Origin of the sequence: Paenibacillus polysaccharolyticus (assembly GCF_900102085.1) — a bacterium.
GTDB classification, from domain to species: domain Bacteria; phylum Bacillota; class Bacilli; order Paenibacillales; family Paenibacillaceae; genus Paenibacillus; species Paenibacillus polysaccharolyticus.
In genome coordinates, this window is sequence record NZ_FMVM01000016.1 from 57,529 (window position 1) to 82,125 (window position 24,597).

General features: G+C 46.2%; 24 protein-coding genes. 5 read left to right on the forward strand and 19 right to left on the reverse strand.

Annotated elements, in window-relative coordinates; all coding sequences use genetic code 11:
- Positions 1-52 precede the first annotated feature (52 nt).
- Positions 53-685, forward strand: a complete 633-nt coding sequence (locus BLQ13_RS21140; protein WP_090923670.1) for a GNAT family N-acetyltransferase — start codon at positions 53-55, stop codon at positions 683-685.
- A 159-nt stretch (positions 686-844) separates the two neighbouring features.
- Here BLQ13_RS21140 and BLQ13_RS21145 read toward each other — a convergent pair whose 3' ends face one another.
- The 4 genes from BLQ13_RS21145 to BLQ13_RS21160 all read right to left on the reverse strand — a co-directional run bounded on the left by BLQ13_RS21145 (position 845) and on the right by BLQ13_RS21160 (position 3,678).
- Positions 845-1,519 carry a 5'-methylthioadenosine/adenosylhomocysteine nucleosidase gene (locus tag BLQ13_RS21145; protein WP_090923783.1) on the reverse strand — a complete coding sequence of 225 codons (675 nt, stop codon included), beginning with the start codon at positions 1,517-1,519 and terminating at the stop codon, positions 845-847.
- A gap of 175 nt (positions 1,520-1,694) precedes the next feature.
- Positions 1,695-2,702, reverse strand: coding sequence for a catabolite control protein A (ccpA, locus tag BLQ13_RS21150; RefSeq protein ID WP_090923671.1), 1,008 nt, complete (start codon positions 2,700-2,702; stop codon positions 1,695-1,697).
- Positions 2,703-2,794: 92 nt separating this feature from the next.
- Entirely contained in the window at positions 2,795-3,142 is a 348-nt protein-coding gene (gene ytxJ / locus BLQ13_RS21155; RefSeq protein WP_090923672.1) for a bacillithiol system redox-active protein YtxJ, read from the reverse strand.
- A 122-nt stretch (positions 3,143-3,264) separates the two neighbouring features.
- Positions 3,265-3,678, reverse strand: a complete 414-nt coding sequence (locus BLQ13_RS21160; protein WP_090923673.1) for a hypothetical protein — start codon at positions 3,676-3,678, stop codon at positions 3,265-3,267.
- A 293-nt stretch (positions 3,679-3,971) separates the two neighbouring features.
- Here BLQ13_RS21160 and BLQ13_RS21165 point away from each other — a divergent pair, with 293 nt between their 5' ends.
- Positions 3,972-4,505 carry a type 1 glutamine amidotransferase domain-containing protein gene (locus tag BLQ13_RS21165; protein WP_090923674.1) on the forward strand — a complete coding sequence of 178 codons (534 nt, stop codon included), beginning with the start codon at positions 3,972-3,974 and terminating at the stop codon, positions 4,503-4,505.
- A gap of 145 nt (positions 4,506-4,650) precedes the next feature.
- On the opposite strand, the gene ptsP is transcribed toward BLQ13_RS21165, so the two are convergent.
- The 4 genes from ptsP to aroA form a co-directional block, all read right to left on the reverse strand.
- Positions 4,651-6,411 carry a phosphoenolpyruvate--protein phosphotransferase gene (gene ptsP, locus BLQ13_RS21170; protein WP_090923675.1) on the reverse strand — a complete coding sequence of 587 codons (1,761 nt, stop codon included), beginning with the start codon at positions 6,409-6,411 and terminating at the stop codon, positions 4,651-4,653.
- Positions 6,408-8,288, reverse strand: a complete 1,881-nt coding sequence (locus BLQ13_RS21175) for a glucose PTS transporter subunit IIA (RefSeq protein WP_090923676.1) — start codon at positions 8,286-8,288, stop codon at positions 6,408-6,410. Before BLQ13_RS21175 ends, ptsP begins: the two co-directional genes overlap by 4 nt.
- Positions 8,289-8,462: 174 nt before the next feature.
- Positions 8,463-8,897, reverse strand: coding sequence for a CoA-binding protein (locus tag BLQ13_RS21180; RefSeq protein ID WP_090923677.1), 435 nt, complete (start codon positions 8,895-8,897; stop codon positions 8,463-8,465).
- A 36-nt stretch (positions 8,898-8,933) separates the two neighbouring features.
- Complete coding sequence (aroA, locus tag BLQ13_RS21185; RefSeq protein ID WP_090923678.1) at positions 8,934-10,229, reverse strand: 3-phosphoshikimate 1-carboxyvinyltransferase; 1,296 nt, start codon at positions 10,227-10,229, stop codon at positions 8,934-8,936.
- Positions 10,230-10,372: 143 nt separating this feature from the next.
- On the opposite strand from aroA, the gene BLQ13_RS21190 reads away from it, so the two are divergent.
- A complete protein-coding gene (locus BLQ13_RS21190) occupies positions 10,373-10,678 on the forward strand; it encodes a rhodanese-like domain-containing protein (protein ID WP_090923679.1) in 306 nt (101 codons plus the stop codon).
- A gap of 141 nt (positions 10,679-10,819) precedes the next feature.
- Here BLQ13_RS21190 and BLQ13_RS21195 read toward each other — a convergent pair whose 3' ends face one another.
- Complete coding sequence (locus tag BLQ13_RS21195; protein ID WP_244159405.1) at positions 10,820-11,329, reverse strand: shikimate kinase; 510 nt, start codon at positions 11,327-11,329, stop codon at positions 10,820-10,822.
- 270 nt (positions 11,330-11,599) lie between these two features.
- Positions 11,600-13,009, reverse strand: a complete 1,410-nt coding sequence (gene gndA / locus BLQ13_RS21200; protein ID WP_090923680.1) for an NADP-dependent phosphogluconate dehydrogenase — start codon at positions 13,007-13,009, stop codon at positions 11,600-11,602.
- Positions 13,010-13,220: 211 nt separating this feature from the next.
- Here gndA and BLQ13_RS21205 point away from each other — a divergent pair, with 211 nt between their 5' ends.
- Positions 13,221-13,826 carry a suppressor of fused domain protein gene (locus BLQ13_RS21205; protein ID WP_090923681.1) on the forward strand — a complete coding sequence of 202 codons (606 nt, stop codon included), beginning with the start codon at positions 13,221-13,223 and terminating at the stop codon, positions 13,824-13,826.
- A 140-nt stretch (positions 13,827-13,966) separates the two neighbouring features.
- Here BLQ13_RS21205 and BLQ13_RS21210 read toward each other — a convergent pair whose 3' ends face one another.
- The 3 genes from BLQ13_RS21210 to BLQ13_RS21215 form a co-directional block, all read right to left on the reverse strand.
- A complete protein-coding gene (locus tag BLQ13_RS21210; protein ID WP_090923682.1) occupies positions 13,967-14,566 on the reverse strand; it encodes a hypothetical protein in 600 nt (199 codons plus the stop codon).
- Positions 14,567-14,688: 122 nt separating this feature from the next.
- Positions 14,689-14,811 (reverse strand): hypothetical protein, encoded by a 123-nt coding sequence (locus tag BLQ13_RS29055; protein WP_276326755.1) that lies wholly within the window; start codon positions 14,809-14,811, stop codon positions 14,689-14,691.
- A 125-nt stretch (positions 14,812-14,936) separates the two neighbouring features.
- A complete protein-coding gene (locus tag BLQ13_RS21215; protein WP_090923683.1) occupies positions 14,937-16,247 on the reverse strand; it encodes an MFS transporter in 1,311 nt (436 codons plus the stop codon).
- Between the two features lie 177 nt (positions 16,248-16,424).
- Between BLQ13_RS21215 and BLQ13_RS21220 the strand changes: the two genes are divergently transcribed.
- Entirely contained in the window at positions 16,425-17,900 is a 1,476-nt protein-coding gene (locus BLQ13_RS21220) for an aminotransferase class I/II-fold pyridoxal phosphate-dependent enzyme (RefSeq protein WP_090923785.1), read from the forward strand.
- Positions 17,901-18,075: 175 nt separating this feature from the next.
- On the opposite strand, the gene BLQ13_RS21225 is transcribed toward BLQ13_RS21220, so the two are convergent.
- The 6 genes from BLQ13_RS21225 to BLQ13_RS21250 form a co-directional block, all read right to left on the reverse strand.
- Positions 18,076-18,393 carry a DUF1292 domain-containing protein gene (locus BLQ13_RS21225; protein WP_090923684.1) on the reverse strand — a complete coding sequence of 106 codons (318 nt, stop codon included), beginning with the start codon at positions 18,391-18,393 and terminating at the stop codon, positions 18,076-18,078.
- A gap of 98 nt (positions 18,394-18,491) precedes the next feature.
- Positions 18,492-19,046, reverse strand: a complete 555-nt coding sequence (locus tag BLQ13_RS21230; protein ID WP_090923685.1) for a copper amine oxidase — start codon at positions 19,044-19,046, stop codon at positions 18,492-18,494.
- A 201-nt stretch (positions 19,047-19,247) separates the two neighbouring features.
- The gene (locus tag BLQ13_RS21235) at positions 19,248-19,448 is read right to left on the reverse strand and encodes a hypothetical protein (RefSeq protein WP_090923786.1); all 201 of its coding nucleotides are present in this window, start codon (positions 19,446-19,448) and stop codon (positions 19,248-19,250) included.
- Positions 19,449-19,741: 293 nt separating this feature from the next.
- Positions 19,742-20,161 (reverse strand): organic hydroperoxide resistance protein, encoded by a 420-nt coding sequence (locus tag BLQ13_RS21240; protein ID WP_090923686.1) that lies wholly within the window; start codon positions 20,159-20,161, stop codon positions 19,742-19,744.
- Positions 20,162-20,396: 235 nt separating this feature from the next.
- Entirely contained in the window at positions 20,397-22,124 is a 1,728-nt protein-coding gene (locus tag BLQ13_RS21245; protein WP_208606814.1) for a CotH kinase family protein, read from the reverse strand.
- Positions 22,125-22,279: 155 nt separating this feature from the next.
- A complete protein-coding gene (locus tag BLQ13_RS21250) occupies positions 22,280-24,511 on the reverse strand; it encodes a M1 family metallopeptidase (protein WP_244159406.1) in 2,232 nt (743 codons plus the stop codon).
- Positions 24,512-24,597 lie beyond the last annotated feature (86 nt).

The window sequence follows — 24,597 nt, forward strand, 5'->3', positions numbered from 1 at the left end:
TTTCATTTTTTTGGTTTTTTGCTATAAGTAGGGGGAGAGAGGGGTATGAACCATGGAGCATATCAAGAAGCATCATATACGTTCCATTTTCAAGTCCGACCACCGAATTACGGTTGAGGGGCCTGTGCCCGCAGAACAGATTATGGAATTGACGTTTCACTCCGATCTGGATGCCTTTCGGCGCCCAACAGAGCAACAAGAAGCCATTGCCGAAATTGCCGCCTTACCCGAAGGGCGAATTATAATTGCCCATGAGAATAATACCATCATCGGATACGTTACTTTTCACTACGCAGATGAGTGTGAACGCTGGTCCGAGGGCAACATGACAGACCTAATCGAGCTTGGAGCCATCGAAGTCGCAGACGAGTATCGCTCTCTTGGTGTTGGCCGTGAAATGCTCCTTACTGCGATGCAAGATACGTATATGGAGAACTATATTATTTTCACGACAGAGTATTACTGGCACTGGGACTTGAAAGGCAGCGGACTATCGGTATGGGATTATCGCAAAATGATGGAGCGGCTTATGCAAAACATTGATATGACCTGGTACGCGACAGATGATCCTGAAATCTGCTCCCATCCTGCGAATTGTCTTATGGTTCGGATCGGCAGTCAAGTACCTATGACCTCGGAGGAACAGTTTGACCGTGTCCGCTTTCGTCATCGGTTTATGTATTAAAGAAAAAGATAAAAGGTACGAATCGCGAATTGAATACATAAAAGAACCGCCTTACAGATCATTCTCCATCGTAAACGGAAAATGCATCTGTGAGGCGGTTTATTGGTGTCTCATTTCGATTTATTCGTGTCTCATTGCGGGTAAGTCACGTGTTTCGAATCACATATGTTCAAGCATGTGCTCAACAATACGATGGGAACGCTGAGAAGACTGCACCGTGAACTCGGCAAAATTCACATGTGCAGAACCGTCTGCCTTGTCAGACATGCTACGTAGCACAACGAAGGGTACACGGTTCATGTGACATACTTGAGCCACCGCAGCCCCTTCCATCTCTGCACAAGCCCCGTCCATCTCTCTATAGAGCATGTTTACGGTTTCCTTGCTGGCAATAAACTGATCACCCGACAACACCTTGCCAATCCGATATTGAGCGCCCTGCGCCTTGCACGCTTCTTCAGCAAGCGAGATTAACGCAGGCTCTGCCGGGAATGCCGATGTCTCCTGGTACGGTATCACTCCACGCTCGAATCCTAGTGGCGTTACGTCCATGTCGTGCTGCACACACACTGAAGAAATAACCATGTCGCCAATGTTCAATTCGGGATGAACTGCTCCTGCTACACCTGTAAAAATCACTCGATTCACCTGAAAACGATCAATCAGAATCTGCGTAGTTACCGCCGCATTTACTTTCCCTACGCCTGACTTGCATACCACAATCTGCTTGCCAAGCCACTCACCGGCGACATACGTAATCCCTGTCTGCTTCACCGTTTCAAGTTGTTTCATGCCCTGAAGCAGAAGTTCCACTTCCTCATCCATAGCACCCATAATTCCTATCGTTTCACGCACTGTTGTATCCTCCCTGTTCCCGTTCTGTATGTGAGATCATGTCATTACCCAAGCCGTTTTAAGCACAAAAGCTCCGTTTCCGGAGCTCCTGCACAATCAAAATCTATGTAGAGAGAATTGAATCTCCCTTTCGCTTACTTAATAAAATAGTCAATTAACCCGCGTGACTTACAGACAGACGAAGAATGGTTTCATGCGGCAAAATCACTCTTGGATTTTCCACATTTTCTTTCTTCATCAGTTTGGTCAGCAAACGCATCGCTACCGCGCCCAGATCATACATCGGCTGTGCAACAGTTGTTAACTGTGGACGCACCATGGAAGCCATACGAATGTTATCCACACTAATAATGGAGAAGTCATCCGGTACTTTCAATCCATCGTCCTGAATGCTGTGAATTGCACCAATTGCCATTTCATCTGTTGCAGCAAAGATCGCAGTCGGTTTTTTCTTGAGTCCAAGGAAGTATTTCATCGCTTCCACACCGGATTCATAACGATAGTTACCGATGCGTACCAGATCCTCTTGATATTCAATACCCGCTGCTTCCAGTGCCTTCTTGTACCCTTGGAAACGTGCAAACCCGTTAGCCGGATCCTGCAACGTTCCACTGATCATCGCGATCTCTTTGTGACCGTGGCGAATGAGTGTGTTGACAGCATCAAACGCAGCTGCTTCATGATCAATATCAACAGAAGGGAATGTGCCCTTCTCATCACTTGTTGCGCACAATACGATTGGAACTGCTGCAGACTGGAACGCTTGAATGTGTTCATCCGTTACCGTACCGCCCATGAAGAGCAGTCCATCCACTTGTTTCTCCAGCAGGGTGTTGATAACACGAATTTCTTTTTCTTTCTTTTTGTCCGCATTACAGAGAATGATATTGTAGTGGTACATATTCGCAATATCTTCAATTCCGCGGGCAATCTCCGCAAAGGTGGAGTTCGAAATGTCCGGAATAACGACTCCAACTGTCGTTGTCTTTTTGCTCGCCAGACCACGTGCTACCGCATTCGGACGATATCCGAGTCGTTCAATTGCTTCGTATACTTTTTTCCGCGTTTGCGGTTTGACATTAGGGTTATTGTTGACTACCCGTGATACCGTTGCCATAGACACTCCAGCTTCACGTGCCACATCATAAATGGTTACCGTCACAGTACTTCGCTCCATTACCAGTAAATTTTCATTCCATTTTCATTAAGATTTATATTACGACAAATTATTGCATTAATCAATTAAAATAGGCTCTAGGACTCACTTAAAGTGTTAGCAAGCATCTTACTGGTAATCTCTGAATGGGAAGTATGCCATACTGGATTTCCCTTTTTGACCAGAATAACTTGGGGAGATTCGTGCTTAACACCCAGTCTCTCAGCTGCTTCGTTAGATACCGGACGATCTTCCACCACATAGATGATGCCATATTTCACGCTTTCATTCGGAGAGTTATGCAGATAATCATTCATCTCCTGATAAGCATGTGCGCTGATTGGACAGCGGGTACTATGCTTGAACAGAAGCAAGGGTTGATCCTCCGTCGCCTGCACAGCGGAGTTTAGCTGTTCAATACTTGTCATTTTAGTCATGTCAGCCATTCGTTATACATCCCCCTTAATCAGCAATAACGCCTTGTTGAGCGTTTTCACTCTTCGATATCTTAACAAAAAGTGAGCAAAAAATCCAATTTTCATGAAAACAAGCATTCTACACGTCAAAACTAGACGGCATTTGAGAAATGCGCCTGCCATACAAAACCCGACAACTGTGCCAGTCTGCGCTCCGTATCCTCAATCCACGCCTTGTCTTCCGCTTTGTGTGCGTAGCTCATAATATCTAGCAATAGATTGATTCGTCCCTCTACCGCCTCTTTCATTCGGTATTCCATCTCTTGATCCGTGGCCTCCGGCCAGGCCAGAAGCTGTTCGTGGAGCAGGTCAGCCAGTTCATTCTGTTCCCCAAAAGAGACATCCTGCTTCACGGGCTGTTCACCCAGTTTGCTAATACATTCTGTCAAATCCGGTTTCACCGGCTGCAACACCTCGTATGATACACAGTCTGCACACGCAAAAACAGGTACATTACGAATTTCTACCTTCTTGGCGTATACGACCGTTCTTAATTCCAATTCCATTACATGTCCACATCTGCACGACTTGCGCACAACCATCACCTCATTCGTTCTTTACTCTCTATGTATGTACCATTCGACCTATTTCCGCCTAAATCCTGCTGTAAACTAAAGGTTGCACAAATTACCACTGTCACCAGATGAAGGTTGTCGAATGAAGGCTCGGGTTGGTTTGAAATCGTTCTATCCAGATGAGAACTTGTACTTAAACATACTTAAATTAGGAAGCCTATTAGCAAATCTGGTACAATATAAGACGCGATCTGCCAAATTCATTATCGAAGGAGAGTTCATATATGAGATTATCAGGTCAAAAAGTCATCGCACTGGTTGATGAAGAATTTGAAGATCTGGAGCTGTGGTACCCGGTATACCGCGTCCGTGAAGAAGGTGCCGAAGTGCATCTGGCTGGTGAGCAAAAAGGAAAAACATACGTCGGCAAATATGGTGTTCCTGCTACCGCTGAATACAGTTTCGATGAGCTCAGCAGTTCCGATTATGATGGAATTCTGGTGCCGGGAGGATGGGCTCCAGATAAACTACGGCGCTACCCCAAAGTGCTGGAGCTTGTAAAAGAGATGCATGCAGACCACAAGCCGATCGGGCAAATCTGCCATGCAGGCTGGGTACTCATCTCTGCCAAAATTTTGAACGGAGTCACCGTAACCTCAACGCCAGGCATTCGGGACGACATGGAGAATGCAGGTGCGATATGGAAAGATGAAGCCGTTGTCGTGGATGGGCATATCATCTCCGCTCGTCGTCCACCGGATCTCCCTCCTTATGGAAAAGCTTTCTGTGATGCACTTGCTGCAAAAGCTGCCAAATAAAAACGAGCTAAAACGAAAATAAAGTAAAAACCGCTATGCAATCCTATGCATGGCGGTTTTTATATCTTTTGGAAAAAGTGGTACAAAAGTGAATATATTAATTTAAAGGTATTGCTCGTCTGCTAATGCGTGCAGTCAGTTTACTTTAAGATGCGTTTGATCCGCTCTGGTCGTCAGGACTGCCGCTCGCATCATTAAATATCTGCAAACGCTGTTCAATTTCACTGCTCGTTCTGAGGGTAAAACACTTGCGTGCCTCCTCCTTCGCATCAGCAGCCGTAGTATTCAAAACTCTATGCTTCACGCGCAGCAAGGATTGAGGAGACATGCTGAGATGACGAATCCCGAGTTCCAGCCATAACGGAATGGAGCGCTCGTCCCCTGCCATCTCACCACACACACTAACGTCAATCCCAGCCGTATGTGCTGCGTCTACGGTCGCTCGTAGCATACGCAGAACAGCCGGATGATACGGATGATACATATGAGCAATCTGTTCATTCATTCGGTCTACCGCTAGAACATACTGTACCAGATCGTTCGTTCCGATACTGAAGAAATCTGCTTCTTCCGCAAGAAGATCTGCAATCATCACGGCAGCAGGGACTTCAATCATAATGCCTACCTGAATATTTGCATCGTAGGCCAAGCCCCGTTCATCCAGATCAGCCATCGCTTCCCGAAGGATTTCGTTAGCTTGTTGTAACTCCTCAACCGATGAGATCATGGGATACATAATTTTCACATTGCCCGCTGCGCTTGCACGTAGAATGGCCGTTAATTGTGTTTTGAACAGATCCTTACGATCCAAACTGATTCGAATGGCTCGATAGCCCAGAAACGGATTATCTTCTTCCGGTAATTCAAAATAATCGAGCTCTTTGTCGCCCCCAATGTCGAGTGTGCGAATCACAACCGCCTGTCCAGCTGTTTTCTCGGCAACAAGCCGGTACACCTCATACTGTTCCTGCTCTCCAGGGAAGGTCGAACGATCCATATACAGGAATTCAGTTCGGAACAAACCTACACCTTTGGCTCCGTGTTTCAAAGCCAGATCAAGCTCCTTCACGGAGCTGATGTTGGAAGCAAGCTTCAGCACAGATCCATCCTTGGTCACCGCATCTACGGTGGCAAGCACCTGCAACTGTTCTTTTTTCTGCATCTCCTTGTTGCGAAGCATCGTGTAACGTTCAATGGTTTTGCGATCCGGGTCTGTGAACACCAACCCATTATCACCGTCAACGACAAGCATGTCCCCTGTTTCGACCGGCATGCCAAGACTCGCTTCCAATCCGGAAACGAGAGGAATCCCGAGTGCACGTGCCATAATGGCCGAGTGAGACGTTTTACCTCCAATAAGCGTAACGATACCCAAAACATAGCTTGGATTTAAATGCGCCAATTGAGACGGTGACAGCTCTTTAGCAACGAGAATGTAAGGTTGTGTATCTGAAGGTAACGTAATCTCAGGTGCACCCAGAAGATGTTTAAGCAGGCGGTTACCGACATCCTTGATATCGATCGCCCGCTCCTTCATATATTCATCTTCCAGAAGGTCAAACATGGTGACAAAGTGGTCTATCGCCTCTTTTACCGCCACCTCTGCCGCCTTATACTGACGCTCAATAATCCCGCGGATCTCATTCATGAAAACCGGATCTTCCAGAATCGCCAGATGCGCATCAAAGATGCTGGATTCCTCAGGTCCTACAACTTCTTTGAACTCATTTTTGATATATTCGATCTCATCCTTCGATGTCCGTATCCCCTCGTACAGCCGTTCGAATTCCTGGGCAAGATCCACCGAATCCATCTTCTGGTCGGGTAGATCCCATTCCCAGCTGGGCAGGACAAATGCTTTGCCGATGGCGATGCCTGCAGCTCCATTGATGCCTTGTATCTTCATTCTACCCCTCCAACGTTCCTGTCATAGAGCACCACGGACATGACGGATGCCTGACCTTTCTTCACTTGCTTGAATGGAGCAAAACTCCATGATTTTACACGATCCGGATTCGTAATGACCATCGGAGTCGTGAGTGACGCCGCTTGTTCCCTTAATACGGCCAGATCAAATTTGATCAGCAGTTGTCCAGGCTCAACCGTATCGCCTTCTTGCACAAACGCTTCAAAATGCCCTTTCAGCTGTGAGGTATCGATCCCGATATGAAGCAGAACCTCCAGTCCCTCTCGTGTAGAAATGCCTAGGGCATGCATCGTTGGATACAAATGCATGATCGTTCCAAAGACAGGCGACACCAGTTCTCCTCGCTCCGGTACAAAAGCAACACCGTCTCCAACGAGCTTGGCTGCAAAAATCTGATCTGGAACTTCCTCAATCGGAAGCATTTTCCCCTGCACAGGTGCTGCGAACAGTACCTGCTGCAAATCCCGTTCCAGCAACTTCGCAATCTCTTCCCGAATCAGTTCGGAATAGGTGCCGAATACAACCTGCACGTTACCGCCGCCGAGCTTGATCAGTCCAGCAGAACCCAGATTCTTCATTGCACCCGTATCGATCAACCGATCATCGTGAACCGTCAGACGCAGGCGTGTAATACATGCCTCCACCTGCACGATGTTGCTTTTCCCGCCCAATGCTTCGAGAATCAACGGAGCTTGATAAGGGATATTTCCAACCCAATCTTCCAGCATAGACCCTTCTTCTCGCCCTGGTGTCGGGATTTTGAACGTACGAATCGCCCAGCGGAACAGAAAATAATAGACCAGCCCATATAGTATGCCAATCGGAATGAGCTTCCAAGCATTCTCAGACAGATGGAAATTGAGTATGTAATCAATAACGCCAGCCGAGTATGAGAAACCATGCCTTATATCTAGCCAATAACTTAGCCACATGGCCACCCCGGACATCACTGCATGTACGATAAACAGATACGGCGCCGCGAAAAGAAAAGCAAACTCGATCTGCTCGGACACCCCTGTTAAAAAACAGACCAATGCAGAAGTCAGAAACGTTTTTCTGATTTTTGGTTTTAGATCTTCCCTGGCCTCTTGAATAATGGCAAATGCAATCGCAGGGATAGCAAACATCATAATCGGGAAAAGTCCAGCCATGAAAAATCCAGCTGACGGATCACCAGCAAAGAAACGTGGTAAATCCCCTTGCACAATATTGCCACTCGGCGTTTCATAGGTTCCTAGCTGGAACCAGAATACGTTATTGAGCAGATGATGAAGCCCAAAAGCAACCAGCACCCTGTATAACACACCATAGATGAACAATCCGAAACCGCCAAGACTGTATTCCCATGTTGCAATGGAATTCAGGCCATGTTGCAGAACCGGAGCAAGCCATAACATAAAGCAGGAAAAAAGAGCCGAACAGAGTCCGACGATAAGCAAAACAAACCTTGATCCGCCGAAAAATTGCAAGATTTCGGGCAGTTTGATACTTTTGAACCGATTATGCATTCCACCGGCTAACGCACCGAGTATAATTCCAATTAATGATGCAGGTTGCACCGTGCCATCCCCGAAATTTCGGGTAACCTGATCATAGATAACGATACCAGCCAGCGCTGCAAGTCCAGCTTGACCGGCCTGGTTGGAGAGCCCCAGCGCCACACCGACAGCGAACAAATACGGCAAAAAATAAAAAATACCGTGTCCGGCCACGGTAGACACTTCACCAACAACTTTCATTCCCCAGGCGTCCCAGGGCAGACTGCCCACACTGAGCAAAATGGCAGCAGCGGGCAGGACCATTGTAGGCAGCATAACCGCTCTTCCGAGCTGCTGCAAGGATCCGAGCCAATTCATGGCGACCTCTCCTTTCTATCCTAGATGGTAAGCTTTACACAGCATTTTGTCAAAACAAAAGCATCATGTTTAACAGGAAAAATCCCGTGTCTTAGAAAAGACGCGGGATGTTCATTACAATCCTGAATTGGATATGCGATGCCAAGAACGAATTCATGACGACAGCTTGGCCTCTTAGCCGCGGCCAGCGCCGCGCAGAACGATGGAATCTTCTACCTTGATACAACGATTGGTGACTGCAGTCATGCCGTTCTCTGCCGCAATCTGGACAGCCTCATCGTTATGAATGCCGAGTTGAAGCCATAATACATTGGCCTTGATCGCAGCAGCTTCACGAGCGACTTCCGCGCAGAACTCCTCACGCCGAAAAACATTAACAATATCTACAGGCTCGGGGATATCTGCGAGTGTGGCATACACCTTCTCGCCAAGAATCTCTCCCTGTGCTTGCGGATTAACAGGGATAATGCGGTATCCTCTGCTCTGCATCGCTTCCGCGACCATATACGAGGTACGATCTGATTTGTCCGATAAGCCGACAACAGCGATGTTGCCTGCATTGCGCAAAATGTGTCCAATTTCTTCTCGAGTAGGGTTGTTAAATTCCATGTTCAAGCACCATCCTTTTCTGCTTAACGTGTTAATTTACTCTTTTACCCACTGAACCGAGGCGCCAAGCGCCTGCAAATGATCAAAATATTGCGGATATGACTTGGCTACATGGTGTGCATCCCGAATACGGATAGGCTGCTTGGCTCGCAGACCCACGACAGTAAGCGCCATAATGACACGGTGGTCATAGTGAGCATTAATCTCTACGCCGCCCTCGACACCTTCCGGACGCCCGTGTACGATAATCTCAGCCTGACGCTCCTCAACGTTCGCTCCGGCCTTGCGCAGTTCATTTAAGTAATCCGTAATTCGGTCACATTCCTTGTAACGCAGGTTCTCTACATTATAAAACCGTGACGTACCTTCCGCAAATACTGCTGCCGCTACCATAGCCAATACAGCATCCGTAGCCGCATCTCCGTCGAATTCGACCGCCTTCAATCGGCCATTTCCTTGAACATGAACCACATCATTCTCATGAGTGAGCGGCACTTCCATCATACGCAACACATCGACGATGGCACGTTCCCCTTGCTTGCTCTGCTCCATCAGCCTGAGAATTTTCACATCAGACTGTGTAACTGCTGCGGCAGCAAGTACGGCAGCCGAGCCAGGGTAATCCCCTTGCACAGTATACGTTGTTGGCTTGTATGCCTGTCCGCCAGGTACACGGAAGGACATGTAATCATCGCTTGCGTGGATGATGATCCCTGCTTGTTCAAGAACCTCCAGCGTCTGACCGATGACCACTTTGGATTTCAAATCATTCAGAACCTCAATTGTGCTGTCTTCAGCAAGCAACGGAGTAACAAACAGCAAGGCGCTCAAATACTGAGAGCTTACAGAACCAGACACGCGAATATGTCCGCCTTTGGCCTGGCCGCCTTTAATTGTAATCGGCAGTCGCCCTTGCTGATGATCTACCTGTACCCCCATTTGACCAAGTGCATCAATCAAATCATCATGCGGCCGTTTACCCAGTGAATCAGGGTATGTATTCACAAAAGTTACCTCAGGGCATAGTGCGGTAACCCCCATCAGGAAACGAAGTACTGCCCCGGCATTGCCTACGTTTAATTCACGTACATCACGGGGGTGGCTTCCGAAACCTTGAATGACGATTTTGCTGTCGTCTTCTTCCAGCACAGCGCCCAGATCGCGAATACATCTGCGCATCGCATCGCTGTCCTCACTATGTGCCGGAAAATGAATCGTGCTTGTTCCTTCCGCCAGCGCAGCGGCCAGCAGGTAACGGGTGGTGTAGTTTTTGGAGGACAAAGCTCCGATTTCCCCGTTCAAATTAGGGGTAGGGTTAACAATAACGTCCATGGATGATATTCTCCTTTTATTGATTGTAATAGTGAAGCTGCATAAATGGTTTTAGTGAGTCTCTGTAAGGCCAAATTGACATCCCCTGGTTCCCTTGGGTATCATTATAGGCGTTAAGTCCATATAGAAAAGAGGACCTGAATATGACACAAATCGCAGAAATTCAACCATCCGAGCTACGTCGCCGTTTACAAGCGGGGGAGAAGCTACAGATGATAGACGTCCGCGAGGACGAAGAGGTCGCGCAAGGCATGATTGCCGGTGCCAAACATATTCCACTGGGACAGATTCCAGATCGCTTGTCGGAGATTGATAAGTCCGGTGAGATCGTGATCATCTGCCGTAGCGGTTATCGCAGTGAACGAGCTTGTGAATATCTGCAACAGCTTGGATACGACGGCTGTACCAATATGGTCGGCGGTATGCTGGAGTGGCAACAAGAAGATTAAAAAGTTAGGGCCATTGTTATCGCTGGCGAACCTTTCAAAATGTTAATTTCCAATGGAGCACACACTCTGCTTTTCCCAAAACGGGCCCACATGGCCCGTTTTTCAATCTTCCTCTCTCGTTCAACTTCGATGATAACAAGCTTAGACGCGGTAATGCGCTAAAATTAAATGAGTCACTTCGGCCGCAGACAACGCAGTAGTATCCACCGTGTAATCCGCAAAACGATATGCATCTTTGCGTTCTTCCATTATCGTGCGAATGCGTTCCTCGGCATTACCTGCAAGTAGTGGACGGTTATCACACCCGCTCACACGTTCCACAATGACCTCAGGGTCTGCGGTTAGGGCAACAACCCAGCCATTCGCTGACATCGATTCACAGTTGTCCGGTCGAAGTACGACCCCGCCTCCAGTTGCAATGACCTGTCCTTCGTTTTTAAGGACCGTGCACAACACCCGGTTCTCTACGTCACGAAAGTACGCTTCTCCCTTGCCCGCAAACAATTCCGGAATGGTACAGCCTTCCTCCTGTTCAATCGCGGCATCCACATCGATTAACCGGTATCCCAGCTCATGAGAAAGCATATCAGCAACAGTTGATTTGCCCGTTCCCATCATGCCAATGAGAATAATATTTTTAGACTTGCTCAAGGTGTACACTCCTTTAATTCAAGCATTTCGTGAGCACTTTTGTCCTATCATAACACAGCCCTGCGAACGGGGGAAGGCCATGCCTGTACCAAGCTTCCTTTCGAGCCACGACCGTATATACTGTCCCTCCTCTCCCAATGATCTTCATTCATTCATTAATGTTACTCAACAGACTTTTAGTTTCTCTTATCGTATGAAAAAAGAGGAACCTGGTGGTTGTCGGTTTAAACCGATCCTCCAAGTCCCTCTTTACATGCTATGATTCGAATACTACTCCATCCAGTTGTGATGGAAGCTTCCTTCTTTGTCGACACGTTTGAATGTGTGTGCGCCGAAGTAGTCACGTTGTGCTTGCAGCAAGTTTGCTGGCAAACGCTCTGTACGGTAGCTGTCGTAGTAAGACAACGCGCTGGAGAAGCCTGGTACCGGAATACCTTGTTTCACCGCAACGGCTACCACTTCACGCCATGCATCCTGGTAGGATTCCACGATGTTTTGGAAGTATGGATCAAGGAGCAGGTTTTTCAGGGCTGCATCTTTGTCGTATGCTTCCTTGATGTTTTGCAGGAACTGCGAACGGATAATGCAACCGCCGCGGAAGATCATCGCGATGTTGCCGTATTTCAGATCCCAGCCATATTCGTCGGATGCGGCACGCATCTGTGCGAAACCTTGAGCGTAGGATACGATTTTACTTGCGAACAGCGCTTTGCGCACGCTCTCGATGAACGCTTTTTTGTCACCGGAGAACGCTTCGGCCTTAGGTCCGCTCAGGATTTTGCTTGCAGCGATACGCTCGTCTTTCATCGCCGACAAGAAACGGGAGAATACGGATTCCGTAATCATGGACAATGGTACGCCGAGATCCAGCGCGCTTTGGCTTGTCCATTTACCTGTTCCCTTTTGTCCAGCGGCATCCAAAATGACATCAACCATCGGTTTGCCCGTTTCCGGATCGTATTTGGAGAAGATGTCCGCAGTGATCTCGATCAGGTAGCTGTCGAGTTCGCCTTGGTTCCACTCTGTGAAAATTTGATGCAATTCCTCTACCGATACATTCAGTACCGATTTCAGCAAGTGGTATGCTTCACCAATCAACTGCATGTCACCGTATTCGATACCGTTATGCACCATTTTAACGTAGTGTCCCGCACCGTCAGGTCCGATATATGTACAACATGGGTCGTCACCGACTTTGGCCGAGATCGCCGTCAGGATCGGTTCCACCAGTTTATAAGCACTTTCTTGTCCGCCTGGCATAATGGAAGGTCCTTTCAGTGCACCTTCTTCACCGCCGGATACGCCTGTACCGATAAAGCGAATGCCTTTGTCTTCCAGTTCTTTACTGCGGCGAACCGTGTCAGGGAAATAGGCATTTCCGCCGTCGATGATGATATCTCCTTGATCCAAATGAGGAAGCAATTGCTCGATAGTAGCATCTGTAGCTTTACCTGCTTGTACCATGATCAGAATTTTGCGCGGGGATTCCAGGGAGGCTACGAATTCTTCAATGGAGAATGTACCTGTCAGGTTTCTGCCCTCGGCTTCTTTCAGCAGGTCATGTGTCTTCTCTGGGGAACGGTTAAATACCGATACTGAAAATCCTCTGCTTTCAATATTAAAGGCCAAATTTTTACCCATGACTGCCAGGCCGATTACGCCGATTTGTTGTTTTGTCATCTGGTCCTCCATCCTTTACTCCAATTAATTTTATTGAAAAAAAATCTCAACAATACACCCATTTTAACGGTTTTATGTATGAAAGTGAACCCTCCACCCGAGCCGGATAGCGGGAAATCGCTGTAATCAGCAAAGGTGTTCATCGTATTTTCATAAAATACGTTATTATAGTAAGAGTAATGAATCACCATCAGAGTGGAGGAACTTGTGAATGAGCTATGAGCAGCTTTCAAACGAAGAACGGTTTTCACTGGATATCCGTAGAACTTTTCTTTTGGGAACGTATATGAATGAATGGGGTATGCCTGAGAGCAGAATCGTACTTTCTAAAACAGAGCGCAACGTCTATGTGGAAATCTATTATTTCCCTGCAACGTTGCAGTCTGAGATTTCCCGGTTCGTCACTGTAGGTTTATCTCAAGCTACCCGACCTTCAGGGGAACAAGTCTCCGCAGAGTGGATGCTTGCGCTACCTTCCGATTTAGGCGGTGTAAGTGTAGAACGTGTCAACACCTACTTGGCAGATATCATTACGCATCATATCGAAAATGCTCCAGATTCGGATATCCCGCGTGTGATGAAATCAAGTACGCTAGCACCCACAGAATGGAATGCGACTGCCTTACTTATTGACGAATTGCGGGGAGAAAAGGAAGCTCTCGAACTTATTCAAATTGGTCAGGAGACAGTCCCTCTGTTGTGGGTCATTCCGATCACCCCAGATGAAGCAGATCTAATTCTGGAACAAGGGATTGAGGAATTTGATACTCATATAGACAGTTCGGACTATTCCATTATTGATCCTCAGCGTCCGTAGACGAGCGGAAAAGTACAAGTCCAGAGATTCAGAATCCAAAACTAACATTCCCTCTACATATCAAGGGGCCGCCCCTAGTCCGTTAATGACCTTTGGGAACAGCCCCTTTCAACAAAAACGATGCTCAAACACGCTTGGTCTCATCCTTCCAGCATCAGCAGATGCCCGGACAATCGCTGCAGTGCTTCACGGCAGGCATTGGCCTTCTCTGTATTATCGATCTGTACAGCATTATACAGGCGCTCCAGTTCATCGTCGATCTCCATACGCAGTAGCATCAGTCGTTCTTCGCCTTCGCGCGAGAGGAACATTTCTTCCATCTCTTCCGCCGTAGGCGCAGGTTCTTTTTGAAAAATAACTCGTTGCTTGAATCCCGACACTTCCACCAGACGAATGACTTCACCAAACAGAATATTCTCCACCGTCATTTGCTGATCCTTGAAGCGTTTCACCACAGCATGCCCGCGTGTATCGCCAATCAGTTTCTCCAACCACTCTGCGAGCTTGGCATCCTTGATCAGATAATCTCCTGTCATTTTATAGTTCCCACTGCGTGTTTGTTGAAAACGGAGCTTTACCAGCTTACGTCCGGTGCGGACTGACAGGATAAAGAAGGATTCGTCCTCGCTCCAATATAGTGAATACCCCTCACGAATTAGGTCTTTGATTAGATTTTGGATATGCCGACGGTTGAACCGCAGCTCCAGATTGCAATATTCAACTTCATAACTCTTGTTCACGGCACTCCCTCCATCTGTACCGGATCTGCTCCGGCCCTCATGTTTCAAGCGCTTGTGTTACATCGGCTTACCCTATTTTATACTTCATTTTATGTAAGGGTACTTGGTTATTTGACTATTTTTCACGGAATACGAATCCGAATTGAAGCTTTCCGCAGATGCACAGGGGCAAGCCCCCGGTAATTCATCGTGATTCGAATCTTTTCTGCTCCAATATGTACAAGTGACAAAATCATGATCATCATGTTGTACAGCCGACATAACTCACTTCATTTGCACTAATTGACGACTCCCAGGAATCACAACACATCAAAAAAAGAAGATCCTCAACCCTGATCAGGTTATGGATCTCCTTTTTTATATCCTTCATCTATCCAGCAGGTGCGGTACGGTAAGGCTTGCGTGCCAAGACAAAGTGAACGACGAAAAGTCCGGCCATTACAAGAGCGCTCGCGATAAACGGAGCCGGATGACTGATGTGATCCCATAACAACCCCGACACAATCGGACCAAAAACCATACCCGAACCTTGCAAAGTAAGGAAGAACCCCCAAATTGCCCCGCGTTCCCCTTCCGGAATCAGTGTGGCAACAAATGCATTCCAAGCCGGAAGAATCATCGCATAACTTACGCCAACAAGCATGACAATGCCAAAAACAACGGGAATGGCTGTCACTGTCGAGAAAACAAACAAACTTGCTGCCGCCATCAAAAAACCGATATTCAGGAACGGCTTCGTGCCGAACTTGTCCACCATTTTCCCAACAGGAAGCAGTGCGATGACGGTAATCCCTCCTCCTGCAATGAGTAGCAGGCTATACAGATTGGGTGAGATATTCAGATCTGTTCGTGTATACAGCGTAATGACAGGGCTGAGCAGGCCAATCACAAACGACTGCATAAATAGCGCAGGATAGACCAGCGGATTAACGTTGAGTGTGCTACGCACCCGGTGTAATGTACGCTTTACGCTCTGTTGTAACCGAATAAACGGAGTAAGAAGATTCGGCTTGGCTGGATATTTCTGATTTGCAGACATTCGGTCTTCTCTAGCATCTCCTGCTCCTGTTGCTTGTTCCCCCTGAGCCACAACGCGGCCCGGAAGAATCATAGCGACCAGAATGACCAGAATCGCACATCCCATCAGAACGAGGAAGATTGTACGGTAATCATGATCGGTCCGCTCCAGTAGCCAGTTCATGCCAACAGGCCCGAGCCCCGTGCCTCCCAAAGCCGCCATTTCCAGCGCACCCATCGCTGTTCCATTTTTATTCTGTGGGCCTGACATTGCAGTTACTCCCGTCATTGCGCAGGGCCACAGGGGTGACGTGCCGATTCCGAGAATGAGGCAAGCCATAGATAGTCCAACTGCACTTTTGAGAAAAAGAATCATGATCACGGCAATCAAAGTACAGATCAGAGCCGTTACCATCGTGGCGCGGAAACCGATTCGTTCTGCTGCCCAGCCTGAAGGGGCTCTGAACAGATTATCCCCCAGATATTGAAGAGCAAATGCTACGCCGATAACGCCAGCAGACAACCCCAGAATATTGTCCATATATACGGGGAGAACGGCGACCAGCAGTGCCCCCTTGATGATCTCCACTAGAAAAAGTGTCAGCCACATCGCAATAAAAAAAGGCGATCTTAAGATCTTGGCTGGTTTGATGTCGGTTTGCATTCTTTTTCCCCTTTCAAGGTTCATTTACCGTTCCTCTACACATAGTGTAACCGGGGGCATGACAAGCAAATCTCACCAATTCAAAAATTTGTCGTTCATACCGCTTGCATTCAGTGCTTATTTTGCTATACTCATCTTTGTTTACCATTTTACTTAGGAAGGGTTGTGACAGCACTGATGAATCACCACCGTACGCCGCTGTTTACCGCTTTGAAAGATCACGCGGCACTCAATCCCGTACAGTTTCATATTCCGGGACATAAAAAAGGATTGGGAGCGGATACCGAATTCCGTGAATTTATAGGCGATAATGCCTTCTCCATAGATTTAATCAATATCGCACCACTCGATGACCTGCATCAACCCACAGCTGTCATTCGGGAAGCACAGATGCTTGCCGCAGATGCCTTTGGAGCCGATTATACCTATTTTAGTGTACAGGGTACAAGCAGTGCGATTATGACGATGATTCTATCGGTATGCGGACCTGGGGACAAAATTATCGTGCCCCGCAACGTACACAAATCTGTCCTGTCTGCTATTATTTTCTCAGGAGCCAAACCTGTATTTGTTTCTCCTGCACAGGATGTTAACCTTGGTATCGATCACGGTGTAACCATTCAATCGATCCGTCGTGCGCTTGAGCGTCACCCGGATGCCAAAGCTCTGTTAGTCATTAATCCAACCTATTACGGTGTATGTACGGACCTGAAGTCCATCGTAGAGCTGGCTCACAGCTATCAAGTACCCGTTCTGGTGGACGAAGCACACGGGGTACTCATTCATTTCCATGAGGATCTGCCGCTGTCTGCAATGGCCGCTGGAGCCGATATGGCTGCTACAAGTGTGCACAAGCTTGGTGGTTCGATGACACAGAGCTCTGTGCTGAATCTGAATACCAAGAACGGGTATGTCAACCCACAACGTGTACAGACCATTCTCAGCCTGCTGACATCCACATCCACGTCATACGTATTGCTTGCATCGCTGGACACCTCCAGACGCAACCTGGCGCTCCATGGTCATGAGATTGCGCAAAAGGCGATTGATCTTGCTGAGTTTGCAAGACGTACAATCAATGATATTGATGGCTTGTACTGTTTCGGAAAAGAGCTGTTAGGCACAGAAGCCACTTTCAATTATGACCCAACAAAAGTCACGATTCATGTGCGCCATCTCGGCATTACAGGCTACGAAACCGAGAACTGGCTGCGTGAGCATTATAATATCGAAGTAGAGCTTAGCGACATGTACAATATTCTGTGCCTTATCACGCCAGGTGATACAGATGACAGCGTGAATATCTTGCTTAATGCGCTACAGGATTTGTCCCGTACTTATTATCAGGTCAATCCGGCGCATGAACTGGTTGTCAAAGTTCCAGACATCCCTCAGCTGATGTTGACCCCGCGTGATGCTTTTTACGGAGATACTGAGGTCATTCCTTTCAAGGAATCCGCTGGACGCATTATCTCGGAGTTCATTTATGTGTACCCGCCAGGTATTCCGATCCTGCTTCCGGGCGAGGTCATTACGCAAGAAAACATCGATTATATCATTGATCATGTTGAGGTTGGACTGCCCGTTAAAGGACCCGAAGACCGTAGCGTTACTAACGTCAAAGTCATCGTGGAAGCTGACGCCATTTTCTAGAATGGCATTCAGGTCTGAGACAGCTTGAACAGAAAAGGACTGGGTCTACCACCTGGTCCTTTTTGATTTTCATTTTTGGTGACTCTCCGTCTCCGCACCAGCCTGACAATCCAAAGCAACAACAAAAGACCCCCTGAAATTCAAGGAGCCTTCATGTTATATTCCAAAAGATTGACTATTCTTGGGAAGCAACCAGTTCGTTGTATGCTGCTTCAACACGGTTCCACTCTGCTTCATCTTCAATATTGTAGAGCACCATTTCCTCGTCTTCTTCTTCCATACGCAGGATGATGCCGTCAGCTTCAGGATTGTTGCGTTCCAGCAGAAGTGCATAAACGTGATCTTGCACGTCAAATGTTTCTACCAAAACCATTTCCACGTCTTGTCCGTTCTCATCAGTCAATGTGAGAAGGATCTCTTCGTGTTCATGATCGTGATCATGGTCGTGACCGCAACCGCAATTATCTCCATGCTCGTGTTTGTGATCGCTCATTGTAATACCTCGCTTCATTAATAGAAAATGTGTAACCTTGCATATCGTAACATGTTCACAGAGCTAGGTCAATTTAGAAGGATAGCGTCTATTCGCCTTTAATCATTCAAGGCTGTAATGATTTTTTCGGCGACCAGAACATAGTTGCTATTTGCATTTTCTTTAATATGAAAACCGACTTGATATTTGCCAGCACGACTAAAATCATAAGTGAAATCATACGTTCGGAACCAGAAGTTGTCCTTCTGCGTAGCGAGATCCTGTGCCTGAATATCCTTTACCTGACCGCTCGGGTCCGTTATGGTAACTTTCACGGCAGCCACATCGGTTGTGAGACTATCTACCTGAGAGAACACATTAAATTTCAATTTGCCCACATTGACGTTCCCAAACACAGTGTCTCCCTTGAACAGAAAAATATGTACGTTCGGCTTGATCACCGTTACTCGCTTGTTACTATTATCCCACCGAGTAATGCCTCCAGCCTCTCTAACAGGTACATAAGTCGTCCCATCAATTAAATAACCACCGTCAGACGCTTCCTTGCCGTTAATGAGCACACGAATCTTCTCGTTCACAGAGTCCGCAAATAATAAAGACCCGCCCAGCAAGGAGAATACCATGACACACAGCAGCACTCTTTTCCATTTCATCCCGTCAATATACCCTCCCTTGCTGTTAGCTTGTTTGTAGATTTATACTGCGAACGGCTCCACAAAGTTGCGCTGTTTTTCATCATTTTTCATTTTTTATCCAAAATATTTACCACGCTCTGGTAAACACAAAAAAAGGCTATCCTTTTTTTAGGATAACCTATGGCGTCGCATATTATATCTACGTCATTAGACGAAGTATCATGAAGATACGTGGCGAGTGAGGATACAGGGAACCCCTTTGCCAACCGCCCCGCCTTCTCTCATACGTGCAGCATATTCCGTCCCGCGCAAACAAGGTGTCTTGCAGCGTTCACATACATCGGATGTGACCAGCTTCATGGATACACGCATCTTGTCACTTTTTAACGCGGGAGCTTTCTTTCCTTTTGCCTTTGCCATCACGGATTCCCCATTTCCCATAATGCTGAATGAATAGTGCATCATATGGGGAAACGCCCAATTGTGTGCCTTCCTTAGAAAACGTATTTAAATACTAAAAAGATAACGAACAAAATACCACCGAGAATCAGCCAATTGCTGATCTCCCACCAAATACTTCTTCCTCCACCAGAGATGAGTTGCTGTGATTTCTCCTCATGACGCTGCTAAGGCAAAAAAACCTCCGAGTCTTCGGAGGTTTTTGTCTATTGCATTTATTTTATTCTAAAGGAAACGTTACGAAACCCGTCTGCTTACGCCTGCTCTACTTTAACGTTAACATTACCTTTGATCGCTTTGGAATAAGGGCAATATTCATGAGCAAGTTTCACAAATTTTTGAGCCGTTTCTTCATCCAGGCCGAGAATTTTCACTTCTAGCTCCACATCCAGCTTTACACCACCATCTGCCGGGTCCGCTACCAAGGCAACGGTTGCAGATACTGTGCTGCGTTCAATCGTTACATTGTGCTTTTTCAATTGAAATTCCAACGCAGAGTTAAAACATGCACTGTATCCTGCTGCAAACAATTGCTCCGGGTTAGTCGCTGTTGTGACTTGACCTCCAAGTTCAGGGGGTGTGGCTACATCCATCATAAATACGTTATCCGGGGATTGTACGATCCCTTGGCGTCCACCTGTATTAATAACTGTCGTTTCATATAGTGTTTTCATATTAAAATTCTCCTCTTCCGATTTAAGTTTTTGTTATATGTTTTGAACATGTTTTCTTTTAACTTGTTTACAAATTGATTGTACACAATTTAATTTGCTTTGTAAATAGTTTTTTTCTATAAAAAAAGAGCGACCTTGTAAGGTAGCTCTCTATATTATTTTAAGGCAAAACCAAAGCACAAACATTCGTGTAATCTCAAATACCTAGCAATGGAAAACGGAATGACATCTGAGTTTATTGGGATGTATCCGATTTTGATGTATCAGATTGCTCCGTTTTTTCACTCTGTTGATTTTGATTTCCGGAATTACGATTGAACCCTGGGCCTCCGAATCCACCCCTCATGCCGTTTCCTTTGAGACCATCTCCCAATTTGTTTAGGTCAACGGAAGATGCATCGATCAGCTTATCCGCACTCGCTTTTTGCCCTTCTGTAGTGGAAGGGATCGTTCCATCAAGCTGTCCTTGAATGCTCTCGGCACGCAGTGTTCCTAATTTAGTCAATTCAGCAACAGCTTCTTTATACTTGTCATATGTCACGAACGCTGTAGCATCATTTTTAACGTAATCCGTAATCAGATTGTTTAACGTCTCTACCGTTTGCTCAAATTTTCCGTTGGCAAAATAACCGTCCACGATTTGTTGCAAGTATTCATGATACTTCGCTTTGTACTCAGGAACCTCCAGCAACTTGCTTAGAATCGGCCGTTCTTCCATCGTTACGCCCGATAACGGTGTATCAATGGCAAGATTGACCACATCGGATGCGGAACCTGCCTGGAATCCACCAAAAGCCATATTGTAGTCCCAAGGCAACATACTGATCTTGCCGTTATTCTCATATAAATAATAGTTATGCCCCATATTGGATGTGTAACTATCCATGTTAACCACCATATTATGAGCTGCAAAATATTTGAGCACAGCATCCACATCTACATATTTCTCAAGATCGGTGCCCGCATTCAAGTTTTTGAGTGCTTCAATCACACGTTGTTCATCTTCTTCCGTCGTTTTGGTCCTTGCATTATCAAAAATGCCAGAATAACTGGACACTTTATCATCCGTGTACACTAAGGATACGCCGTTCGTGCCACCATTCATTCCACCGCCTCTGCCGAACCCCCGACCACCCTCTCCGCCAGTGTTGGCAGTCTGAGATTTGGCATCGCCTGTTCCTTCACCTTGATCGCTTGGTGGCCCCATGCCTTCAGGAGACTGACGGTCTCCCATCCCGAAGGCTTCCCCTTCTGCTGGCGGGTTCCCCATTCCCATTGGGTTTCCCATTCCGTCCGCTCCCATATTGCCATCGTTATTGGGTTTGTAGATTTCTCCTTCGCCATTCTTCGCTCGTGCCAGATATCCGCTGTCTATGTCTTCAACAGCCAAATATAAGCCCCACGCCTTTCCGTTTACGTTAATGTTGGCAAAAGAAAACAGCGGTGCATCAACTCCGATATAACTCATGATGTCATAGCTGAGATACTCTTTCATATAACTGGCGTCGGAAATCATATTATTTACGACCATTTTATCAAGACCATTCCAGGTCTGACCTTTGACGTATTTGTCAAACTTGATTTTGAAACTATACCGATCGGTTGAATCGTCCTGTGCCACTTGCCTCAAACTGGAGTTTCCTTTGGCTCGTATACCTACATTTTCTATGGTTGTTCCATTGATCGTTACATTGGCCTTGATATAGTTTTCCTCTGTTGCCGTGTCCAGCATTTCCTGCCAGGCATCCTCATCTACATCAATCGAGAAAGACATCACTTCCGTTTTATTAAAGTTTTGTGCGTAATCCACCGTTTTTGTCTGATCTTGTGTGGATTGGTTCTCTGTAGTTGTAGTCGTAGTCGTTGTTGTTTGCAGAGCTCCACTCTCATTGCTGCAAGCCGCTAATAACATCGAAGCAATCACTGTAGTTGTCATAACATTTCGCCATTTGTTATTTATCATATCATTTCCCACCTTTAGTTCTCTTTTATATTCCTGCTACAAAGAAGTTTAAAAGAGAAACCTTAAATGGAACTGAACAAGCAAAAAGAGCCACCTTCTAGGCGACTCTTTATAAACATTTCTTTTTTGCTTCTACTTTATGGTGGCTAAATGCATCATTCGACTTTTTTGCTGTCTTTCAATTTACCGTTGCCATCCAGCTCATAGGATTGGTAAATGTCATTAGAGAGCGTTAGAGATTCCAGAATCTTCTCCATAAAGGACGCTGATGCCTTGGTACTGAGATGGTCGCCGTTCCAATAGTAATGAATCATAAGACGATTTTGATTGTATGGATGTTTAATAACATATGCTCCGGAGTGTCCAGATGCGTTCATAGCCTCTTTCCAGTCCAAACCGATACCCTTTGCCCGAATATTAATGTTGTTTTTCAAAGCTTGGACCATACCATTCGACTTTGCATCACCAACAAGAATGAGGTTACTGCTTCCAATCTCACGTTTCAGCTTCTGCTTCAACTGTTTTCGATCCCGAACTACATCGTACTTCATGCCAAATACATCAAAAATCTGAGTTAACTTGCTGGTCGCTTGTTCCTGTTGTTTTGCTGCTTCTTTGCTCACCTGATCTCCAAGTACAATGGTTAATGGCTCCCCTCGAAAGGACTTTTCCATTAAACGAATCATCACTTCGTAAGGCAGATTTGGAATGTTATTCACCACTGCTTCATACTGGGGCTGATAGGCATCATGCATATATGCTGCAAGTTCCTTCTCCGACATTTGATATTCCTGCTTAAGCTCAAACCCTGGCTCCATTAAAGCTTTTTCCATGTCCTGACGCTGTTCTTTGCCAAGCACATCCTCAATGGTATCAAGTAATCCATCGATTGTAGCGTTTTGATAGACAAAGCGATGGAAGTATTCCTTCATAAACGAATCAAATTTGGGTTCACCAACAGAGCGGTATAATTGATAAATGGCCTGACGTCCTTTTTGATAAAATACATAATTAGCCATGTCTCCTACTTGTTCATTCGTAGAAGCAATGGGTAGATCAATAGGTGAAGGATCAAGCTGAATAGATCTGAACCCTCCCAGCTTATTGCCCTGCTTTTCTAAAAAATACACCGTGGAGAAATCGGCAAAACCTTCATCCAAAAAGGATTCCGTTTCTGAGTTGTTCCCGATTAAAGCATGGAACCACTGATGTGCAATCTCATGTATAAACGTGGTATCCTCTTCAGGAGATAACTCCGCAGGACGCTCCGGCATCTGTATTAATCTTGAATATTCTACGCCAAAGCCATCCACATAAGTTTCAATGACACGAAATTCGGGATATGGATATTTACCATATTTCTCGCTGTAGAACGCTATGACTTTAAATGCATAATCAATGTATTTGTCCACCGCAGCTTTTTTGGCAAGATCATCACCCGAATAAAAATATTCCACGGTTAGACCATCACGCGTCTCACGTTCTACCTTTAAGTTGGCGCCAGCAAAAAAAGCAAATTCTCTGGTGTTCGCTGCGCGCGCTGTAACCACTTTCCGCCCTTGTTCAGCACTGTCTTTGGAAGTGATATCTCCCGGCATAACCACCTGGTATGACTTAGGCACATTGAACTCAACATCGAAATCGGACGAGGTATAGTAATCACTCTCGAATGAAGTGCTATACGGTGCCATATTCCATAGATGTGTAGTCTCGTCATACACAGACATCACAGGAAACCAGTGTGCTCCGTTGACCTGATCCTTGTAATACGATATTCGTTGCATGCCATAAGGAATGTCGAGCCGATAATCCACTTGGAAGGTAATAGACTGACCCGGTTGCAAAGGTGCCTTCAATTGTACGCGTAATGCCTGATCTTTCTTATCAAAAAGAAGCTTCTCTCCTTGCTGCGTCACTTCCACAATATCCATCCCGCCCAAAAAATCTGACGCTTTCTTCTCCGGGTGTTCTTTGGCTATTTGCTCATTCTGGTCTGTATACATAATTGTTTGTGTTGCTTTGGATCGATTCGAATCTGCATAGGTATGCATGACCAACTCTTGAAGGGTATCTTTGCTCGTATTCAGGTAGGTCACCGTCTGGCTACCCTGTATTGTCATGTCTTTTTCGTCCAGACGTGCTTTGATCTGGTACTGAATCGGGGATTGATCTTGAGACATGGCTTGTTGTGAGCGCATGCGAAAAGCTTGTTGCATCTGGAACGCTTTCTGCGTTGTCTCAGAACTCGCAGCCAAGCTCTCCCCCTTCGAAGAGGTGGCATACGTGGTGTGGATAAATGAGGATGTTGTGAGCGCCAGTACCATTGTGCTTAATATGGCCTTTTTAATCACGTTTTTGTTAGTAGATTGGGTTTTGGAAGCGTGCATTTTCTCTCTCCTCTGTTGTATGTTGTTTGCTTACTACAACAATAAAAGATCAATCTTACATTGAATTTAGGTTTGGTTTAAATTTT

Excerpts from the sequence above, each read along its gene's own strand:
- BLQ13_RS21250 (WP_244159406.1), bottom strand. The coding sequence starts at position 24,511 with ATGCACGCTTCCAAAACCCAATCTACTAACAAAAACGTGATTAAAAAG.
- BLQ13_RS21165 (WP_090923674.1), top strand. The coding sequence starts at position 3,972 with ATGAGATTATCAGGTCAAAAAGTCATCGCACTGGTTGATGAAGAATTT.
- BLQ13_RS21220 (WP_090923785.1), top strand. The coding sequence starts at position 16,425 with ATGAATCACCACCGTACGCCGCTGTTTACCGCTTTGAAAGATCACGCG.
- BLQ13_RS21235 (WP_090923786.1), bottom strand. The coding sequence starts at position 19,448 with ATGGCAAAGGCAAAAGGAAAGAAAGCTCCCGCGTTAAAAAGTGACAAG.
- BLQ13_RS21215 (WP_090923683.1), bottom strand. The coding sequence starts at position 16,247 with ATGCAAACCGACATCAAACCAGCCAAGATCTTAAGATCGCCTTTTTTT.
- ytxJ (WP_090923672.1), bottom strand. The coding sequence starts at position 3,142 with ATGGCTGACATGACTAAAATGACAAGTATTGAACAGCTAAACTCCGCT.
- BLQ13_RS29055 (WP_276326755.1), bottom strand. The coding sequence starts at position 14,811 with ATGATGATCATGATTTTGTCACTTGTACATATTGGAGCAGAAAAGATT.
- BLQ13_RS21140 (WP_090923670.1), top strand. The coding sequence starts at position 53 with ATGGAGCATATCAAGAAGCATCATATACGTTCCATTTTCAAGTCCGAC.
- BLQ13_RS21180 (WP_090923677.1), bottom strand. The coding sequence starts at position 8,897 with ATGGAATTTAACAACCCTACTCGAGAAGAAATTGGACACATTTTGCGC.
- BLQ13_RS21145 (WP_090923783.1), bottom strand. The coding sequence starts at position 1,519 with ATGGGTGCTATGGATGAGGAAGTGGAACTTCTGCTTCAGGGCATGAAA.
- BLQ13_RS21205 (WP_090923681.1), top strand. The coding sequence starts at position 13,221 with ATGAGCTATGAGCAGCTTTCAAACGAAGAACGGTTTTCACTGGATATC.
- aroA (WP_090923678.1), bottom strand. The coding sequence starts at position 10,229 with ATGGACGTTATTGTTAACCCTACCCCTAATTTGAACGGGGAAATCGGA.
- BLQ13_RS21230 (WP_090923685.1), bottom strand. The coding sequence starts at position 19,046 with ATGAAATGGAAAAGAGTGCTGCTGTGTGTCATGGTATTCTCCTTGCTG.
- BLQ13_RS21190 (WP_090923679.1), top strand. The coding sequence starts at position 10,373 with ATGACACAAATCGCAGAAATTCAACCATCCGAGCTACGTCGCCGTTTA.
- gndA (WP_090923680.1), bottom strand. The coding sequence starts at position 13,009 with ATGACAAAACAACAAATCGGCGTAATCGGCCTGGCAGTCATGGGTAAA.
- ptsP (WP_090923675.1), bottom strand. The coding sequence starts at position 6,411 with ATGAAGATACAAGGCATCAATGGAGCTGCAGGCATCGCCATCGGCAAA.
- BLQ13_RS21160 (WP_090923673.1), bottom strand. The coding sequence starts at position 3,678 with ATGGAATTGGAATTAAGAACGGTCGTATACGCCAAGAAGGTAGAAATT.
- BLQ13_RS21225 (WP_090923684.1), bottom strand. The coding sequence starts at position 18,393 with ATGAGCGATCACAAACACGAGCATGGAGATAATTGCGGTTGCGGTCAC.
- BLQ13_RS21175 (WP_090923676.1), bottom strand. The coding sequence starts at position 8,288 with ATGAATTGGCTCGGATCCTTGCAGCAGCTCGGAAGAGCGGTTATGCTG.
- BLQ13_RS21240 (WP_090923686.1), bottom strand. The coding sequence starts at position 20,161 with ATGAAAACACTATATGAAACGACAGTTATTAATACAGGTGGACGCCAA.
- BLQ13_RS21245 (WP_208606814.1), bottom strand. The coding sequence starts at position 22,124 with ATGATAAATAACAAATGGCGAAATGTTATGACAACTACAGTGATTGCT.